Raw genomic sequence first — 16,114 nt, 5'->3', positions numbered from 1 at the left:
GGTTGCTCAAGGCCACGGCGTCAGACCGGACGAAACTGCGGTTCGCGCCGTGCGGTCCAAGGGTTAGACCGAGGGCCCTGGTCGCCAGCCTCAAGCGGGCATCGCCAGATGGACGGACGCGGAAAGATCGACGGCCCTCACGCCCGGCTCGTCGGCGCCACATGACAGGAACGGTCAGCGAAGCGCTCTCAGCTCCATGCTTCGACGCAGAGCTTCCGTCAGAACCTCATGTTGAGCCCGATGCGCTGCATCAACAGCGTATTGCTGAATTTGTAAGTGAAGCTTTCTCCGGGAAACGTTCCGGGATCGGTCGCAAGGATCGCGCGGTCCTGGAAGTCAAAGTACAGGACCTCGAACTTGACGCTGATGTTGCCCGTCACCCGATGTTCCGCGCCGACGCCCACGACATAGCCGGGTCTGAACCCCGCACCTGTCCAATCCGGCGAACTGTAGGAGAGCTCGGGAATGGCCAAGGTGACACGGTTGCGAATCTGCGCGGCCGCAAGGCCCGCCGTGGCATAGATAAGGGTGTTTCCGAGCGAGTAACCCGCACGGATGCGCATCGAAGCCGTTGTTCCGAAGTTCGTCTGGTAGCTGGTGTTGGTGTTCACACCCGGGAAGATCGGGCCGGGGTCGACCCTGGAGAAGGCATTGGTGACGCGGATGTCGGACAGGGCGAGATCGGCCTCGATACCGGCGACGAACGATCCCGACTGCGCGTTCACGCCGGCGGACAAACCGAAGACACCGCCTCCCCGCCAGTAGCCGATCCGCCCGGGGAACAGCCCGTTGCTGACATCGAGGGTCAGAAGCGGCCCCGCATAAGGTCCAAGCGAGGCAAGTCCATCGCTCATGCCCAGACCGCCGGCTATGCCAAAGTAGACGCCGGACCAGTCCGGCCGGCCAAGCGGCTCGGACCTGGCAGCTTCGGTAGCGAAGACGGGCGCCAGCGCAACAAGGGCGGCCCATAGTATCGCTTTGGGTGTCATCAGAGATCCCTCTGCAGGACGAGGGATCGGGTCGTCTCCCTCGCGCCGAGAACCAGGCTGAAGGACGCTGAACGATTAACCCTAATATTCCCTTAACCCACCCGCTGGGGCCGCCAAACGGTACCCGGGCACGGCCTTAACCTCATCTGAAGTAATCCGCCTCTAGAGTCGCGGCCAACGCTTGGTCAATGTGTGGCAAGTGCCTCAAGGGAAATGCTTGGATACGCCAAGCTGGGGGAGGACGTATCGTGTTGAGTGGATTGGCTGGGCGCTATCAGCGCCTGATCGACTATTTCGTGCCTCATTCGATCCGTTCGGACCGTGCCGCCTCGAACCAGGCGCGCATGTTCCTGATCAGTCATACGATGGGGCCGATCCTGGGCAATTCCGTTCCGATCGCGCTCTACATTTTCGATCCGACGCCGAGTTGGGATATCTTGGTATTGTCGGCAAGTATTACTGCGTTCTGGATTTTCCCGTTCCTTCTGAAGCGAAACTATGACTATAATTCTCTCGTCATTGTTTCGGTTGCCAATCTCAATTTTTGCATTTTCTGGAGCTGCTATTTCAATGGCGGTGTTCTTTCGCCAACGCTCCCATGGGTTCTTTTGATTCCCATTCTCTCGTTCTTCTACATCGGCGGGAATGCGAGCCTCCAGCGGCCGCTCATGGCGATCTTTGCAGGTTCGTTTCTGCTTTTTCTGCTGAGCTTTTACGGGACGAACCCACCCGCCAATGACACTCCGGAGCTCGCCCTTGTCGCGCTTGGAACGGTCTCAACGGTCGCGGCTCTGTGCTATGTGGCGACGATGGCGATCTACTACGCTCGTATCTTCGATGCGGGCGTCGAACTTGAAAATGAGGTCCGGCGGCGACGTCTGGCGACAGATCAGTTGCGGGCGGCCATCGTGGCAGCAGACGAGGCCGGCATTCACAAGGCCGAGTTTCTTGCCCGGATGAGCCACGAACTGCGCACCCCCCTCAATGCCGTGATCGGCTACAGCCAGATTCTACGAGATGATGCGCTTGAGGCGAATGACCTGCGCATGCGCGAGGACGTTGAGCGGATCCATGAGGCGGGCCAGTATCTGCTGCGGCTGATCAACATCATCCTCGACCTTTCGAAGATCGAGGCGGGCCGCATGCAGTTCACCGTCAAGCCACATGTCCTGGCCGATGTCCTCAATGATGTCGTTTCCAAGTCCCTGCCGGCCTTTGTGGCAGGACGCAATACGCTGGAGCTAGAGGTCGACGCGGCAGCCGCAACGGTGGAAACGGACGGGTCGCGCCTGGCACAGATCCTCGGGGCGGTGCTCGACAATATTCCGATGCATGCGCCCGGTTGCCGTGCGGAGTTGCGCTGCCGCCTTCTGACGACCCGGTCGCCCGATGACGCAATTGAACTGACCATCCGTGACAGTGGCCCGGGAATTGACCAGGGGCGGCTCGCGACTCTCTTTGAGTCATTGGCTGACAAGCGCGACGCCGCGGCAAGCAAGTATGGTGGCACGGGCCTCAGCCTCACCATCATGAGCAGGCAGGCAGCCGCCATGGGCTGTAGTCTTGCCGCATGCAACGCTACGGGAGGCGGCGCACTCTTCACTCTGGTCATTCCTCTGCAATGGCGCCCTCGCACCGAGGCCAAGATCGCGGCAGATGAACGCGTTCGGGAGGACGAGGCGGCCTGACCAAAGGGCGTCTGGCCGCTACACGCCATGTCCGGGCAAGAGCGGCCGGGATCAATGGATTCCATCTGCCCGTTGTTCAAATTTACAGAAAACAGTCTTTAACTATATGGCTATTACCCAACGGAAATTGCTGCAAATTAAGAAAATTATGTGAGTTGCGCTGCACACTTCGCCCCAACCACTAATAAGGAGGTGTGTGATGGCCATGCGAAATGAAACGATTGACGGAGTTCCGCAAGGGGCGTTGCGCGGAAGTATGCGTGACTTCCGCGTGATGCAGGGAAAAGACCTGCTCGGCCGCTGCGAGGCATTCTATTCCTGGCAGGATACGCGCAGGCAGTCCGGGACCTGGCCCTTTTCTCGCGCGACCGAAAAAGGACCGGCTTCCAGCTGTGCCGTTCGAGACGATGCCGGAGTCCTGACGAAGGGCGTCAACTTCGCCTCGCAGGACTACCTCAGCCTTTCATCCCATCCCGCGGTCCTCGAAGCGGCCAAGCAGGCGATTGACGAATTCGGGGTTCATTCGGCGGGCTCGCCGGCTCTTGTCGGCAACACGTCAACTTCCGTCGCGCTCGAGCGCCGGCTCGCCGAGTTCATGCAGATGGAAGAGGCGATCCTCTACCCCACCGGCTGGGCCGCGGGTTTCGGTGTCATCAAGGGGCTCGTGCGCTCGCACGACTACATCGTGATGGACGCCCTGGCCCACGCCTGCCTTCAGACCGGCGCCCAGGCTGCCACGCGCAACGTCATCCTGTTCCGTCACAATGACGTGGACCATTGCCGCAGCCGCCTCGTCGACATTCGTCGGCGCGATCCCGATGCCGGGATCATGGTCGTGACCGAGGGCCTGTTCTCGATGGACAGCGACACCCCGGACCTTGCCGCTCTTCAGAGCCTTGCCCACGAGTTCGGCGCTGTCCTCATGGTGGATGTCGCCCATGATCTGGGCTGCCTTGGAGAAGACGGGACCGGCCATATCGGCATCCAGAACATGCTGGGCAAAGTCGATCTGGTCATGGGCAGCTTTTCCAAGACCTTCGGCTCCAACGGCGGCTTCGTTGCCACGAAATCCCGGGCCGTGAAGGAGTATCTGCGCTTCTACTCGCCGAGCTGCACGTTCTCGAACGCCCTGTCGCCGCCGCAAGTTGCAACGATCACCAAGGCACTGGACATCGTCCAGTCCGAGGAAGGGAAGTTCCTTCGCGGTCAGCTGATGGCCAATATCCTCACGCTTCGTTCCGAAGTTCGCCGGCTTGGGATGGATTGCTACGGTGATCCTTCAGCCATCGTCTGCGTCAAGACCGGTGACGAGGCGTTTGCCCGCATGACGGCGCGCGATCTTCCAAGGAGAGGCCTTATCGCCAATCTGGTCGAATTCCCGGCAGTTGGCAAAGGGCTGGCCCGCTTCCGGCTTCAGGTCATGGCCGGTCACCGGAATGAAGAGATACTGGCGGCAGCCCATCGGCTCGATGCGGCCATGCGGTCAGCCAGGAGCCAGCTTGATGCGGGGTTCGAACCCGTCAGCCGGCGCCTGGCCGGTTGATCTTGGTGGACGGAAACACGGCTGCGCGAGGAACGGACCGGCATGACAAACAACAAGATCATCAACTGGTTCATCCCAGAAGCGATCACTCGGGGTCAGACGAACCTCGAGATGGCGAGGATCTTTGTGTTCACGCATCTCGCTGGGCCTTTGATCGCGCAGCCAATGGGGGTTTTTCTCTACCTGATCTCGCCGTCCGTCACGCCGCAACTTGTTCTGATGGTGATCGGAATCTCGAGTTTCTGGGCGCTTCCCTTTGCTCTTCGCGCCACGGGAAGCATGCCTCTGGTCACAGGCCTCTCCTTCCAGGGACTGGCAAGCATCTCGCTGCTGGGGACCTATTTCTATGGCGGGTTCTCCTCGCCATTCCTGCCCTGGCTGATCATCGGACTCATGCTCGGACTCTTTTATCTGTCCAAGCATGTTGCCTTTGTCATCTCGGTTTTTGCGGCGAATGTTACCGTTTTTCTTTGCTGCGTCGCGATCTTTGGCCTGCCATCAGATGTGCGCACTGAAGACCTGCGTCTACTTTCCTGGCTCTCGATCGTCGCAGCAACGGTCTACATGACCTGGATGGCTCTGTATTATTCGCGTGTTATGGCGTTGCGCACAGAGCTTGAGACAGAAGCAGAGCGCTATAGTCTCGCTGTCGTAGAGCTCGAGGGAGCGCAAAAGATTGCCGAAAAAGTGCGTGAGGACAGGTCCTTGTTTTTCTCGAAGATGAGTCATGAACTCCGGACACCGCTCAACGCAATCATTGGGTACTCGGAGATCATGATCGAAGACTGTGCTGATCGAGCGGATGTTGATCCTCAGACGGCAAGGGACCTGCATCGGATCAACGCAGCCGGGAAGCATCTCCTTTCACTCGTCTCTCAGGCTCTCGACACCGAGAAGATCGAGCGGGGCATGCAAACGATCGATGTGCGGCCGTTCCGACTGAGCGATCTCTGCGACGATGTCGTTGCTACGATCCTGCCGATGATTGAGAAGAACGGGAACAAATTTGTTGTCGATTGCCCATTTCGCGAAGAAATGCTTGAGTCGGATCGGACAAAGGTTGCACAGATACTGATAAATCTGCTTGGAAATGCTGGAAAATTCACGTGCAACGGTACCGTGACTATGAAATTGAGGCTGACCAAGTCGATCGCGGACGAACGTCTGGTCGCAACCGTCTCCGACACCGGAATGGGGATCGACCCGAAGGTTCTGCCCAATCTGTTCGAAGCCTACATTCAGGCCGATGCGAGCATCTCGCAGAAATTCGGTGGTACCGGGATTGGCCTGGCTATCACACGCAAATTCTGCGCGCTCCTGGGCGGAGAGATACGCGTCACGAGCAAGCTCGGCGAGGGATCAACCTTCACGGTCGATCTACCTGCGCGGCTTGTGGTCCCGGATATGCCGAGCGCCACGGAAACTGTCCCCGTGCACGCAGAAGCGGCCTAAGCCCTTTGCTTGGTCATAAGTCTCCCGAATGCAAGCGACTTTCGAGGCACAGATCATGAAGAATGCACTGGCAGCAACGCACGCCCATGATCGCGCAGAAGCCCTGCCTGCGGCTGGGCGTGCCCGTCGTGTTCTTGTAGTCGACGACGTTGCGGACAATCGCGAGGTCCTGACCCGCCGGCTGGTCAGGCGCGGCTTCGAAGTCTCCGAGGCTGTCGGGGGTGAGGATGCCCTTCGGCAGATCGCCGGCACGAGCTTTGATGTCGTCCTTCTCGACATCATGATGCCGGACCTGTCGGGCAACGAGGTGGTCCAGCGTCTGCGGGCAAATCCGGCCTATGCCGACCTGCCGATCATCATGGTCACGGCGAAAAGCCAGAGCGAGGACGTCGTTTCAAGCCTCTCGCTGGGTGCCAACGACTACATCACGAAGCCTGTTGATTTCGAGGTGGCTCTTGCGCGGATCAACGCGCAGATCGACCGCCGGCGCGTGCTGGAAGCGGCGCGCGAGCAGAAGAAACGACTGGAGGAACATTCGATCGCGCTCGACTACCAGCTTGAGGACACCGCCTCCAGGCTGGCTCAGGAAACACAGAAGCGCGAGGTTACGGAGGAGCGCCTGAGGTTCCTCGCATATCACGATGCTCTGACGGGGCTGCTGAACCGTCAAGGATTTCGCGAGGCTCTCGGCGGCGTGCTCGACGGCGTCGCCTCGGCGAACGCGGCCGAGCCGATTCTGATGTTCATCGACCTCGACGGCTTCAAGGCGATCAACGACACCTATGGACATGACATAGGCGACCGGCTTCTCGCCGAGGTTGGCCGACGTCTGCGCGAAGCCCTGCCGAGGTCGTCCCTTGTGGCGCGGCTGGGCGGCGATGAATTTGCCATCGTTCTCGAGGCGCCGACGAATCCGGAGACCGAGGCAGCGGAACTGATCGAGACGCTTTCCCTGCCCTATCCTATCGGGGGTCACTCCGTGCGCGTCGGCGCCAGTTGTGGTTTGGCCACCGCCCGCGCCTTTGTCGGCGATCCATTTGGCCTCTTGAATGCGGCCGACCTCGCAATGTACCACGCCAAAGCCAAGGGCACAGGTTGTGTGACGGTCTTCGAGCCGCGGATGCTCGACACCCAGCGCGAACGCCGGCAGATCGAAGTGGATCTGCAAGATGCCGTGGCCGAGGGCCGGTTCGAGGTCCACTATCAGCCGATCCTTGACATGAAGACGCGTCGGATCAGTGGTTTCGAAGCTTTGCTGCGCTGGCCTCATAAAACGCGAGGTATGGTTGCCCCCGAAGTATTCATTCCTCTTGCCGAAGAAATCGGCCTCATCACGCGTCTTGGTACATGGGTCCTGCGGAAGGCGTGTGAAGAGGCTGCAACCTGGCCAAATCACATCTGCATTTCTGTCAATCTGTCGCCGATCCAGTTCGAGTGCCCCTCGCTCCTGCCGACGATCGTCAACACCTTGGCCGCAACCGGACTTCCTCCCCACCGCCTGGAACTGGAAATCACCGAAAGTGCCTTGCTCGGCACCGAGGGAAAGAATGTCCGCATTCTCCAATCCATTCGGGAGCTAGGCGTTCGCGTATCGATCGACGACTTCGGCACGGGCTATTCCTCCCTGACCTATCTGCGGAATTTCCGCTTCGACAAGATCAAGATCGACCGACGGTTTGTTCAGGGGCTTCGAGAGAATGCTTCCGACACGGCGATTGTTCGAACCATCATTATGCTTGGGCAGAATATCGGGGTCGGGACCACCGCTGAAGGCGTTGAGACCGAGGACCAGATGACGTCGCTGGCTGCGGAGGGCTGCGATCAAGGGCAGGGCTACTTGTTCAGCCGGCCGCTGACGGCCGAAGCGGCTCGTGCCTTCGTCGCACTGGAATGTCTCAGTATTGAGGATGGCTCCATGTGATGCAGGCCCATGAGGCGATTGCACGCAGCCATGATCTTGGCGACGCGGTATTCAGCCACCTGAAACGCCGCCAGTTCGCTACTTGCTCGCGCAAATTGCGAGGTCCGCTATGCCCACCTGTCGGGCGTCGGCACCAGGTTGTCCAAAGCGCTGGACTCTCTGATCGAGAAGGATATCGCGCTCAGTCGTTGCCGCCTCGATGCGACTTCTGACGAGTTCATCTGCCCGGATCGCTTTGGCGGCGATCGTGATTGTGCCGGTGGCACGGTCACGCCGGGCAACCCGTGCAACAGGGCGCCTGCGAAGACGTCAACGGTCGCACGCGCGATGAACCTCCCGGTGAAGATTCTGTCCTTCAACTGCCTCAATGACAGGACATGGGTCCGGTCCTTGGGCTTCGACGACAGTCTCCAAAAGTGCCCGCTCCAATCCGCGAAGCCGGCCCAGACCTTAAGGAGGCTCACGGTCTCTGGTCAGAGCCAGAGACCCCGAAAATTCGTCATTGGCGGCTGGCGGCGGCAGTGGGGCAACCGCCTTCGGAAAGCGGCCGGAAGGCATCGGCGAATGGCACGGTGGCGACCTGCTCATACAGATCCCACGGGCCGCGGGATTCGCCGGGCTTCTTGACGCGGAACAGGTACATGTCGCGCTCGACCCGTCCGTCGCTGCGGATCCTGCCGTTCCTCAAGGTCGCATCGTTGATCGGCAGGCTGCGCATCGCGGCCGCCACGGCGCGGGGCTCGTCGGTTCCGGCCGCCTGGACCGCTTTCAGATAGTGCATCGTTGCGCTGTAGTCGGCGGCATTCATCATGTTGGGCATCAGATTGCGACGGGCGAAGAACCGTGTGGCGAAGCCCCGCGTTTCGTCCGACTGATCCCAGTAGAACCCCTCCGAGAGCAGCATGCCCTGCGCCGCATCGAGCCCGAGTGCATGCACGTCGGTGATCATCAGCAGAAGACTTGCAAGGCTCTGGTTGCCGCGCCCGCCGACGATGCCGAATTCCCGCGCGGTCTTGATCGCGTTGATCGTATCGTTGCCACCGTTGGCCAGTCCGATGATCCGCGCGCCCGACGCCTGTGCCTGAAGCAGGAAGGATGAGAAGTCCGACGAATTGATCGGCGCCCGGACACGGCCGACCACGGTTCCGCCTGCGGCTTCCACGAACCGGGCTGCGTCGCGTTCGAGGACATGACCGAACGAGTAGTCCGCCGTCACAAAGAACCAGGACGTGCCGCCGTTGCGGACCGCGGCCGTGGCAAGCGTCTTCGCCAGGGCGTAGGTATCGTGCATCCAGTGGAAGCCGGTCGGTGAACATGCGGTGCCGGTAAGGTCGGACGTGCCCGAACTCGTCGCAATGTCCAGCCTGCCCTTCTCGCGGGCATAGGCGCGCACCGCGAGAGCGACGGACGAGGCGCCAAGTCCGACAACGATGTCGACGCCGCCCTCGTCGTACCACCTGCGAACGATGGCCGATCCGACGTCCGGCTTGTTCTGATGGTCAGCGGAGATGACCTCGATCTTTCGGCCAAGGACGGAGCCGCCGAAGTCCTCGACGGCCATCTGCACTGCAATCAGGCTGGATCGCCCGGTGATGTCGGCATAGGGGCCGGACATGTCATTGAGGACGCCGATGCGAACCACGTCATCGGAAACCTGCGAGACGGAAGGCGTTGCGGCCGTTGTCCACATGAGGCACGCGGCAATCAGCGTTGCGATCTTGGATCGGGCCATGAGGGGCTCCTGTGTGGTGCGGACAAATCCGAGAGCTCCCGGGATGAGGGGCTGTCGGCATGCATTCGACTGTCGCAGGTCTCCTGTTTTGGGAGGCCCGATCGGTGCCTGCACCGGATGCCCCTCATCGCGCCGCGGGGGTCGCCGTCACGACGTCCGTGGCCTCCTGGTGGGGTCGGCGGCCGCCGGCCTGCAGACGGGTGACAGCGCGTTCGCCGGCCCTCCGCCTTTCCTCAAGCATGGGGCGCGCGGCCTCGCGAATGGCCGCCAGAACATCGGCGGGTGCGCTTCGCTCGCTGATGTCGAAGGGAGGCCTGGGATCGTATTCGAGCAGCAGTTGCAGGCGCTTGGCGACCTCGTCGCCGCAGAGGACGGCCGCGAGTTCGAAGGCAAAGTCGATGCCCGCCGTCACCCCGCCGCCCGAGATGCGATTGCGGTCCACGACGATACGCTCGTCGACGGGAATGGCGCCGAGAGGAGCAAGTTGCTCGCGCGACAGCCAATGGCACGCCGCGCGATAGCCGTCGAGGAGCCCGGCGCCGGCGAGAATGAGGCTGCCCGCGCAAACCGAAGTGACGTAGCGCGCCGAAGTGCCGGCCTCCGCAACGAAGCCCATGACGTCCGGATCGTCCATCACGGCGATCTGTCCCGGGCCACCGCCGACGCAGAGGACATCCAGTCTGGGACAGTCGGCAAAGGTGGTCGTCGGCAACACGATCATGCCGACGTCGCTGGTGATCGGTTCGATGCGCTTCCACAGCAGATGCATCCGCGCGCCCGGCAGACGCGCCAGCACCTCGAATGGTCCCGTCACGTCCAGCTGGGTCATTCCGGGAAAGAACAGGATCCCGATCTCCAGGGGGGAAGTCGTCACCAGAGCCTCCGTCGCCAGCCGAGGATGCATCTTCGGACGTGACAATCGGTGGCGGAAACGACATTCTGCCCTCCTTTCCTGCCGCGTGGGCCTTGCCACTCAAGGAGGACGGCCCGGTGCATCGTCACGTCGTCTTCGTGGTCTTTCCCGACGCTCTGATACTCGATCTGTCAGGCCCGCTGGCCGCTTTCGAACTGTCCTGTGAATCGGCTCCGCGCGACATGGCACCCTACCGCCTGACGGTCGCCTCGATAGCGGGCGGCCTGGTCAGAACCTCGTCCGGGCTTGAGATCATGACCCGGCAGATCCACGAGGTGGACGATGTCGATACCCTCGTCGTCGTCGGGGGGCCGGGTGTCCATGAGGCGGCCAGGCAACCGCAGCTTGTCCAGTGGTTGTCCGACAATGCCAGCCGGGCCCGGCGCTTGTGCTCGGTCTGCACGGGCGCCTTCGTCCTGGCATCGGCGGGACTGCTCAAGCAACGCAAGGTCGTGACCCATTGGGGTTCCTGCCAGCTCCTCCAGGACAGCTACCCCGATGTCCGGGTCTCCCCGGACGCCATCTACGAGCGGGACGGTTCGATCTGGACATCGGCGGGCGTGACGGCCGGCATCGATCTCGCACTGGCGATGATCGAGGAGGACCGGGGCCATTTCGAAGCCATCCGCGTCGCCAAGCGGCTCGTCGTGTTCCTGAAACGCGCGGGCGGCCAGGCGCAGTTCAGCGTGCCCCTCGCCTTGCAGGAGGCCGACGAACGCGGCTTTGAATCCCTGCATCGCTGGATGCAGGATCATCTCGACAAGGACCTTCGGGTGGAGGTCCTCGCCGGTCGGGTTGCCATGAGCCCGCGGACCTTCGCGCGGATCTATGCCGCACGAACGGGCCGCACGCCTGCGAAGGTCGTCGAGGACATGCGCCTGGAAGCCGCCCGTCGCGCGCTCGAGGAAACCCGCCAGAGCGTCAAGGAGATCGCCAACAGATGCGGCTTTCTTGACGAAGAGCGGATGCGACGAGCGTTCCGGCGACGGCTGGGGATCGCCCCCCACGACTATCGCGCAAAGTTCGGCGCCCGCGGTCTTGACGGTGGGGAGGCTGGCCAGGCGCATGGCAGGTGAAGCGCCGTCACCACCCGATGGCACGCCATCCACGGGCGGTCCAGCCCAGCTGAAGCCAGCCGCCCTTTCCCCTGCAGGCAGCATGGCGTATGGCCAGCGGCGACACAGTCCATCGGTAGCCCGCGCGTATGATTCGTCTCGAAAATATCGGCAAGCAGAACGGCAAGCAGATCGTCTTCATCGAGGCCTCGGCCGCCCTGCAACGCGGCGAGAAGATCGGTCTCGTCGGCCCCAACGGCTCTGGCAAGACGACCCTCTTCCGCATGATCACCGGAGAGGAGCAGCCTGACGAAGGCCAGGTCTCGGTCGATCGCGGTGTGACCATCGGCTATTTCAGCCAGGATGTCGGCGACATGGCTGGTCGCAGCGCGGTGGCCGAGGTGATGGAGGGCGCCGGCCCGGTGAGTATCGTTGCCGCCGAGCTCAAGGCGCTCGAGGCCGCCATGGCCGACCCGGACCAGGCCGACCGGATGGATGAGATCATCACCCGCTATGGCGAGGTGCAGGGCCGCTTCGAGGAACTCGACGGCTATGCGCTGGACGGGAGGGCGCGGGAGGTGCTGGGGGGCCTCGGCTTCTCTCCGGAGATGATGGAGGGCGATGTCGGCGCGCTGTCCGGTGGCTGGAAGATGCGCGTGGCACTCGCCCGGATCCTGCTCATGCGGCCCGACGCCATGCTGCTCGACGAACCGTCGAACCACCTCGACATCGAGAGCCTGATCTGGCTGGAGAGCTTCCTGAAGGGCTACGAGGGCGCGCTCCTCATGACTTCGCACGACCGCGAGTTCATGAACCGCATCGTCGGCAAGATCATCGAGATCGATGGCGGGTCGCTCACCTCCTATTCCGGCGACTATGCCTTCTACGAGCAGCAGCGGGCACTCGCCGAAAAGCAGCAGCAGGCGCAGTTCGAACGCCAGCAGGCCATGCTCGCCAAGGAGATCGCCTTCATCGAGCGATTCAAGGCGCGCGCCTCCCACGCAGCCCAGGTGCAGAGCCGGGTCAAGAAGCTCGACAAGATCGACCGCGTCGAGCCGCCGCGCCGGCGGCAGACGGTGATGTTCGAGTTCAGGCCGGCGCCGCGCTCCGGCGAGGACGTGGTCAGCCTCAGGCAGGTCAACAAGCGCTATGGCAGCCGCACCATCTACGAGGGGCTCGACTTCCAGATCCGGCGGAGGGAGCGCTGGTGCGTGATGGGCGTCAACGGCGCCGGCAAGTCGACCCTGCTGAAACTCGTGACCGGCGCGACCGAGCCGGACGACGGCACGGTGAGCCTCGGTGCGAGCATCAGGATGGGCTATTTCGCCCAGCATGCCATGGAACTGCTGGACGGCGAGCAGACCGTGTTCCAGTGGCTGGAAGACGCCTTCCCGCAGGCGGGACAGGGATCGCTCAGGGCGCTGGCCGGCTGTTTCGGCTTTTCCGGCGACGACGTCGAGAAGCGCTGCCGCGTACTCTCCGGCGGAGAGAAGGCGCGCCTCGTCATGGCGCGGATGCTCTACGATCCGCCGAACTTTCTTGTCCTGGACGAGCCGACCAACCATCTCGACATGGCGACAAAGGAAATGCTGATCCAGGCGCTCAAGGACTACGAGGGCACCATGCTCTTCGTCTCCCACGACCGGCACTTTCTCGCGGCGCTTTCCAACCGGGTGCTGGAATTGACCCCCGAGGGCATCGGCACCTATGGCGGCGGCTACACCGAATATGTCGCTCGCACCGGTCAGGAGGCGCCGGGCCTGAGGGGGTGAGGGCGGGTCCCGCGGCCCGCACATCCGTCCATCCCGGCCCTGTTCGCTGCCGTTCTTGCTGCGCAGGGCAAACGACGGGTGGATCATGCGATGCCGAGTGGGAACCGGCGACCAATAGGGCTCCACCGCAGGCGCGGATGATTGACCACGACGCCCTCACGCATTCCCGAATCCATTTTGGTGCTGACGCCCGTTGCAGGGTGAAATTGTCAATCACCCATCCGGAACACGTAATGTGTTGCGGCAATCATGGCTGCCATCGATCTCTCCATCATGGCTTGGACAGTCACGGTTCCCAAAATCCCGGCCTTTCCGCGGCCGGTTGCCTGCGTCCCCAGCGCGAAGCCGCATGCCGTCCAGCTCGCGTGCGGTCATGGTTGTGATCATCCCAGAGCCTGAGGAACCGGCCGCCGGCTCACCCGATTCCGGCCCGACGGTCCGGACAAGCGTAGCGGACAGGTCTCCGCGCTGCCCCGATGTCGGACCCGGTTCCGCCCGGATAGACACAGCGGACAGCAAGGCCGGCCATGGCATTTTCGGAGGCGGGCACCGCAATCGACCCCTCCTTTCGCGACGGCCGGCCGAACTGTGCGCCCTGCCCGGTTTGATGGTCACGGTCTTTCTGACTTTCGACCGGCAAACAGATCTGCCCAGCACGGCTGAGTGCTGATCTCGGCAGAGACCAGGCCAAGCGATCCAAAAATATACATATTGTCTTGACGCGTCTAAAAAACATGATCCATAGTGCGTTTGCGTATGGTCCTCCTTACGGGCTCGGCGCGCTCACCGAACAAGACGGCACGCGATGCCGCGGCACTCCAGAGGAGAACGAGATGTCTGCATCGAAACCGGGAATGTCGCGTCGCGTCGCGACGGGCTTGCTCGTTGGAGTGCCCGCGGCGGGATTGCTGAGCCGCCGAACGATCGCGCAGGAGGTCATCAGGATTGGTGCGATTTTCCCCCTCACAGGGGCCAATTCTGTCTTCGGCAACCAGAACTTTCAGGGCGTTGATATCGCGGTTGATCTGATCAACGACCGTGGTGGCGTGAAGGGCAGCAAGGTGGCCCTGTTCAAGGGCGACGGCCACAATCCGCAAGGCGCCATAAGCGAGACCAATCGTCTGATGTCGCGCGAGGGCGTGAAGATCTTCGTTGGCAGTTCCACCAGTGCCGCCGGCATGGTCGGGAGCCAGGAAGCCGAGCGAAACGGTGCCTTCTACTGGGAGGGCATGGCGGTGGCGAACGGCTATTCGGAGCGCGGATTCAAGCACGCCTTTCGTGTCGGGCTGAACGCTTCGGGTCTTGGCCAGCCTGCGCCGATCTATGCCGCGGAAGTCGTCGCTCCGCTCCTGAAAGTTGAGCCCCGCAATCTCAAGGTGGCGGTCCTCGCTGAAGATTCGGCCTTCGGCACGGATGTCTCAAAGGCCGTCGTCGAACAGGCCGAAAAGCTCGGCATCAAGATCGGATTGAAGGAGCTCTATTCTGCGAGGACCACTGATCTGTCGCCGCTTGTTCTCAAGCTCCGCTCGCTCTCTCCCGACGTCATCATCGCCACCCAGTTCATCAACGACGCGATCCTCCTGCAGCGCCAGATGAAGGAGATGGGCTTTGCCCCCAAGGCCTTCATCGGGACCAGCGCCGGCCACTCGACGATCTCCTTCGCCGAGGCCATCGGCAATGACGTCAATGGCATCTTCTCGTCGTCCTTCCCGCTGGAGGCCAATCCCGCTTCCCTGTCCGCATCGACGCGCACGGACCTTGAAGAATTCACGAGGCGCTACCAGGCCAAGTACAATACGGTGCCGGCCGTTCAGGAATCCCTGGGCTTCGTTGTCGGCATGTCGCTGCTGAGGGACATCGTCGGCAATGCGGCGAACACCACGGCGCCCGCCCTGCGAGAGACGGCGTTGAAGGCGGACGTTCCGGTTGGCAGCTATATCAACGGCTGGGGCATGAAGTTCGACGAGAAGGGCCAGAACCAGCGCGCCTTTGGCAGCGTCGTCCAATGGCAGGATCGGCGCATGATCCCGGTCTATCCTCAGGCGAGCAAGTTGAGGGAGCCCATCATGGTCCCGCTGCCCGCCTGGAACGCCCGCTGATCTGAACAAGGCGACCCGGGCCGCAGCACCTCGCGCGGCCTGTGGTCGGGGTTTCCCCAGTCATGGACATCTATCTCCAGCTTGCCCTTTCGGGCCTGTTCATCGGCGGCATCTATGCGCTGATCAGCGTCGGCCTGACGCTGGTGTTCGGCGTTCTGCGGGTCGTCAATTTCGCCCATGGCGAGTACCTGACCATCGCCATGTTCATGACCTACTTCCTGTTCCACACGGCAGGCCTGGACCCCTTTCTCGCCAGCGTCATCGTGGTTCCGATGATGTTCCTGTTCGGACTGGTCACCGAGAGATTGCTTATCCGGCAAACCTTGGAAGCGCCTCACGTCGTGCAGGTCTTCGTCACCTTTGCGCTTTCGGTCTTCCTGCAGAACGTGCTTCTTGCGCTGTTTACCTCGGACTTCCGGTCGATCCGCACGAGCTACGCGACTTCGGCCTTGCAGATCGGACCTCTGTACCTGTCGTGGCTGAGGCTTGCGGCCTTTGTCGCAGCCATAGCGCTCGCGGTCGGCGTCGCTCTGTTCCTGAAGTACACCTACATGGGCAGCGCCATCCGGGCCACCGCGCAGGACCGGCGCTCGGCCCGGCTCGTCGGCATCAACGTGGACCGGGTCTACGCAGTCACCTTCGCCCTGGGTTGTGCGCTGGTCGGTGCTGCCGGCGTACTGCTCGCCCCGCTTTTTCCGGTCAACCCCTATACTGGCGCTGACATGATCCTGGTGGCTTTCGTCATCGTCGTGCTGGGAGGCATGGGCAGCATCGGCGGTGCCGTGCTCGCAGGTCTCCTGATCGGCGTCGTCGAAGCCTATTCCAGCTACTTCCTGGGCGGGGAGATGAAGCAGTTCGTGTATTTCACCTGCTTCATGCTGATCCTCGCCCTCCGGCCCGTCGGCTTCTTCGGCCGCAAGGGCGCCGAAGTCATGGACGTGACATGAGTG

Annotated in this window: 11 protein-coding genes; 8 read left to right on the top strand and 3 right to left on the bottom strand. The window is 62.1% G+C overall.

Annotated features, from left to right (window positions below; genetic code table 11):
- Positions 1 to 218 precede the first annotated feature (218 nt).
- Entirely contained in the window at positions 219 to 989 is a 771-nt protein-coding gene (locus ACTIFS_RS00880) for an outer membrane protein (protein ID WP_439572143.1), read from the bottom strand.
- A gap of 248 nt (positions 990 to 1,237) precedes the next feature.
- Here ACTIFS_RS00880 and ACTIFS_RS00875 point away from each other — a divergent pair, with 248 nt between their 5' ends.
- The 4 genes from ACTIFS_RS00875 to ACTIFS_RS00860 all read left to right on the top strand — a co-directional run bounded on the left by ACTIFS_RS00875 (position 1,238) and on the right by ACTIFS_RS00860 (position 7,593).
- Entirely contained in the window at positions 1,238 to 2,677 is a 1,440-nt protein-coding gene (locus ACTIFS_RS00875; protein WP_439572142.1) for a sensor histidine kinase, read from the top strand.
- Between the two features lie 199 nt (positions 2,678 to 2,876).
- Entirely contained in the window at positions 2,877 to 4,220 is a 1,344-nt protein-coding gene (locus tag ACTIFS_RS00870; protein ID WP_439572141.1) for an aminotransferase class I/II-fold pyridoxal phosphate-dependent enzyme, read from the top strand.
- 42 nt (positions 4,221 to 4,262) lie between these two features.
- Positions 4,263 to 5,672: a sensor histidine kinase gene (locus ACTIFS_RS00865; protein ID WP_439572140.1), complete on the top strand. Its 1,410-nt coding sequence runs from the start codon at positions 4,263 to 4,265 to the stop codon at positions 5,670 to 5,672.
- A 55-nt stretch (positions 5,673 to 5,727) separates the two neighbouring features.
- On the top strand, positions 5,728 to 7,593 hold the full coding sequence (locus ACTIFS_RS00860) for a putative bifunctional diguanylate cyclase/phosphodiesterase (RefSeq protein ID WP_439572139.1): 1,866 nt from the start codon (positions 5,728 to 5,730) through the stop codon (positions 7,591 to 7,593).
- A gap of 499 nt (positions 7,594 to 8,092) precedes the next feature.
- Here ACTIFS_RS00860 and ACTIFS_RS00855 read toward each other — a convergent pair whose 3' ends face one another.
- Both ACTIFS_RS00855 and ACTIFS_RS00850 read right to left on the bottom strand, forming a co-directional pair.
- Entirely contained in the window at positions 8,093 to 9,325 is a 1,233-nt protein-coding gene (locus ACTIFS_RS00855) for an ABC transporter substrate-binding protein (protein ID WP_439572138.1), read from the bottom strand.
- A 124-nt stretch (positions 9,326 to 9,449) separates the two neighbouring features.
- Positions 9,450 to 10,229: a DJ-1/PfpI family protein gene (locus ACTIFS_RS00850; protein ID WP_439572137.1), complete on the bottom strand. Its 780-nt coding sequence runs from the start codon at positions 10,227 to 10,229 to the stop codon at positions 9,450 to 9,452.
- 86 nt (positions 10,230 to 10,315) lie between these two features.
- Between ACTIFS_RS00850 and ACTIFS_RS00845 the strand changes: the two genes are divergently transcribed.
- The 4 genes from ACTIFS_RS00845 to ACTIFS_RS00830 all read left to right on the top strand — a co-directional run bounded on the left by ACTIFS_RS00845 (position 10,316) and on the right by ACTIFS_RS00830 (position 16,111).
- Positions 10,316 to 11,314, top strand: coding sequence for a GlxA family transcriptional regulator (locus ACTIFS_RS00845; protein WP_439572136.1), 999 nt, complete (start codon positions 10,316 to 10,318; stop codon positions 11,312 to 11,314).
- Positions 11,315 to 11,442: 128 nt separating this feature from the next.
- On the top strand, positions 11,443 to 13,065 hold the full coding sequence (locus ACTIFS_RS00840; RefSeq protein ID WP_439572135.1) for an ABC-F family ATP-binding cassette domain-containing protein: 1,623 nt from the start codon (positions 11,443 to 11,445) through the stop codon (positions 13,063 to 13,065).
- Positions 13,066 to 13,898: 833 nt separating this feature from the next.
- Positions 13,899 to 15,164 carry an ABC transporter substrate-binding protein gene (locus tag ACTIFS_RS00835; protein WP_439572134.1) on the top strand — a complete coding sequence of 422 codons (1,266 nt, stop codon included), beginning with the start codon at positions 13,899 to 13,901 and terminating at the stop codon, positions 15,162 to 15,164.
- Between the two features lie 62 nt (positions 15,165 to 15,226).
- Positions 15,227 to 16,111: a branched-chain amino acid ABC transporter permease gene (locus ACTIFS_RS00830; protein ID WP_439572133.1), complete on the top strand. Its 885-nt coding sequence runs from the start codon at positions 15,227 to 15,229 to the stop codon at positions 16,109 to 16,111.
- Positions 16,112 to 16,114: the final 3 nt, after the last annotated feature.

Source organism: Phreatobacter sp. (assembly GCF_051860605.1).
GTDB lineage: Bacteria > Pseudomonadota > Alphaproteobacteria > Rhizobiales > Phreatobacteraceae > Phreatobacter.
This window is presented reverse-complemented; position numbering and strand designations above follow the sequence as displayed.

Coding starts and splice junctions, on each gene's coding strand:
- ACTIFS_RS00880 (WP_439572143.1), bottom strand. CDS start 989: ATGACACCCAAAGCGATACTATGGGCCGCCCTTGTTGCGCTGGCGCCC.
- ACTIFS_RS00865 (WP_439572140.1), top strand. CDS start 4,263: ATGACAAACAACAAGATCATCAACTGGTTCATCCCAGAAGCGATCACT.
- ACTIFS_RS00850 (WP_439572137.1), bottom strand. CDS start 10,229: ATGCATCCTCGGCTGGCGACGGAGGCTCTGGTGACGACTTCCCCCCTG.
- ACTIFS_RS00840 (WP_439572135.1), top strand. CDS start 11,443: ATGATTCGTCTCGAAAATATCGGCAAGCAGAACGGCAAGCAGATCGTC.
- ACTIFS_RS00870 (WP_439572141.1), top strand. CDS start 2,877: ATGGCCATGCGAAATGAAACGATTGACGGAGTTCCGCAAGGGGCGTTG.
- ACTIFS_RS00835 (WP_439572134.1), top strand. CDS start 13,899: ATGTCTGCATCGAAACCGGGAATGTCGCGTCGCGTCGCGACGGGCTTG.
- ACTIFS_RS00830 (WP_439572133.1), top strand. CDS start 15,227: ATGGACATCTATCTCCAGCTTGCCCTTTCGGGCCTGTTCATCGGCGGC.
- ACTIFS_RS00855 (WP_439572138.1), bottom strand. CDS start 9,325: ATGGCCCGATCCAAGATCGCAACGCTGATTGCCGCGTGCCTCATGTGG.
- ACTIFS_RS00860 (WP_439572139.1), top strand. CDS start 5,728: ATGAAGAATGCACTGGCAGCAACGCACGCCCATGATCGCGCAGAAGCC.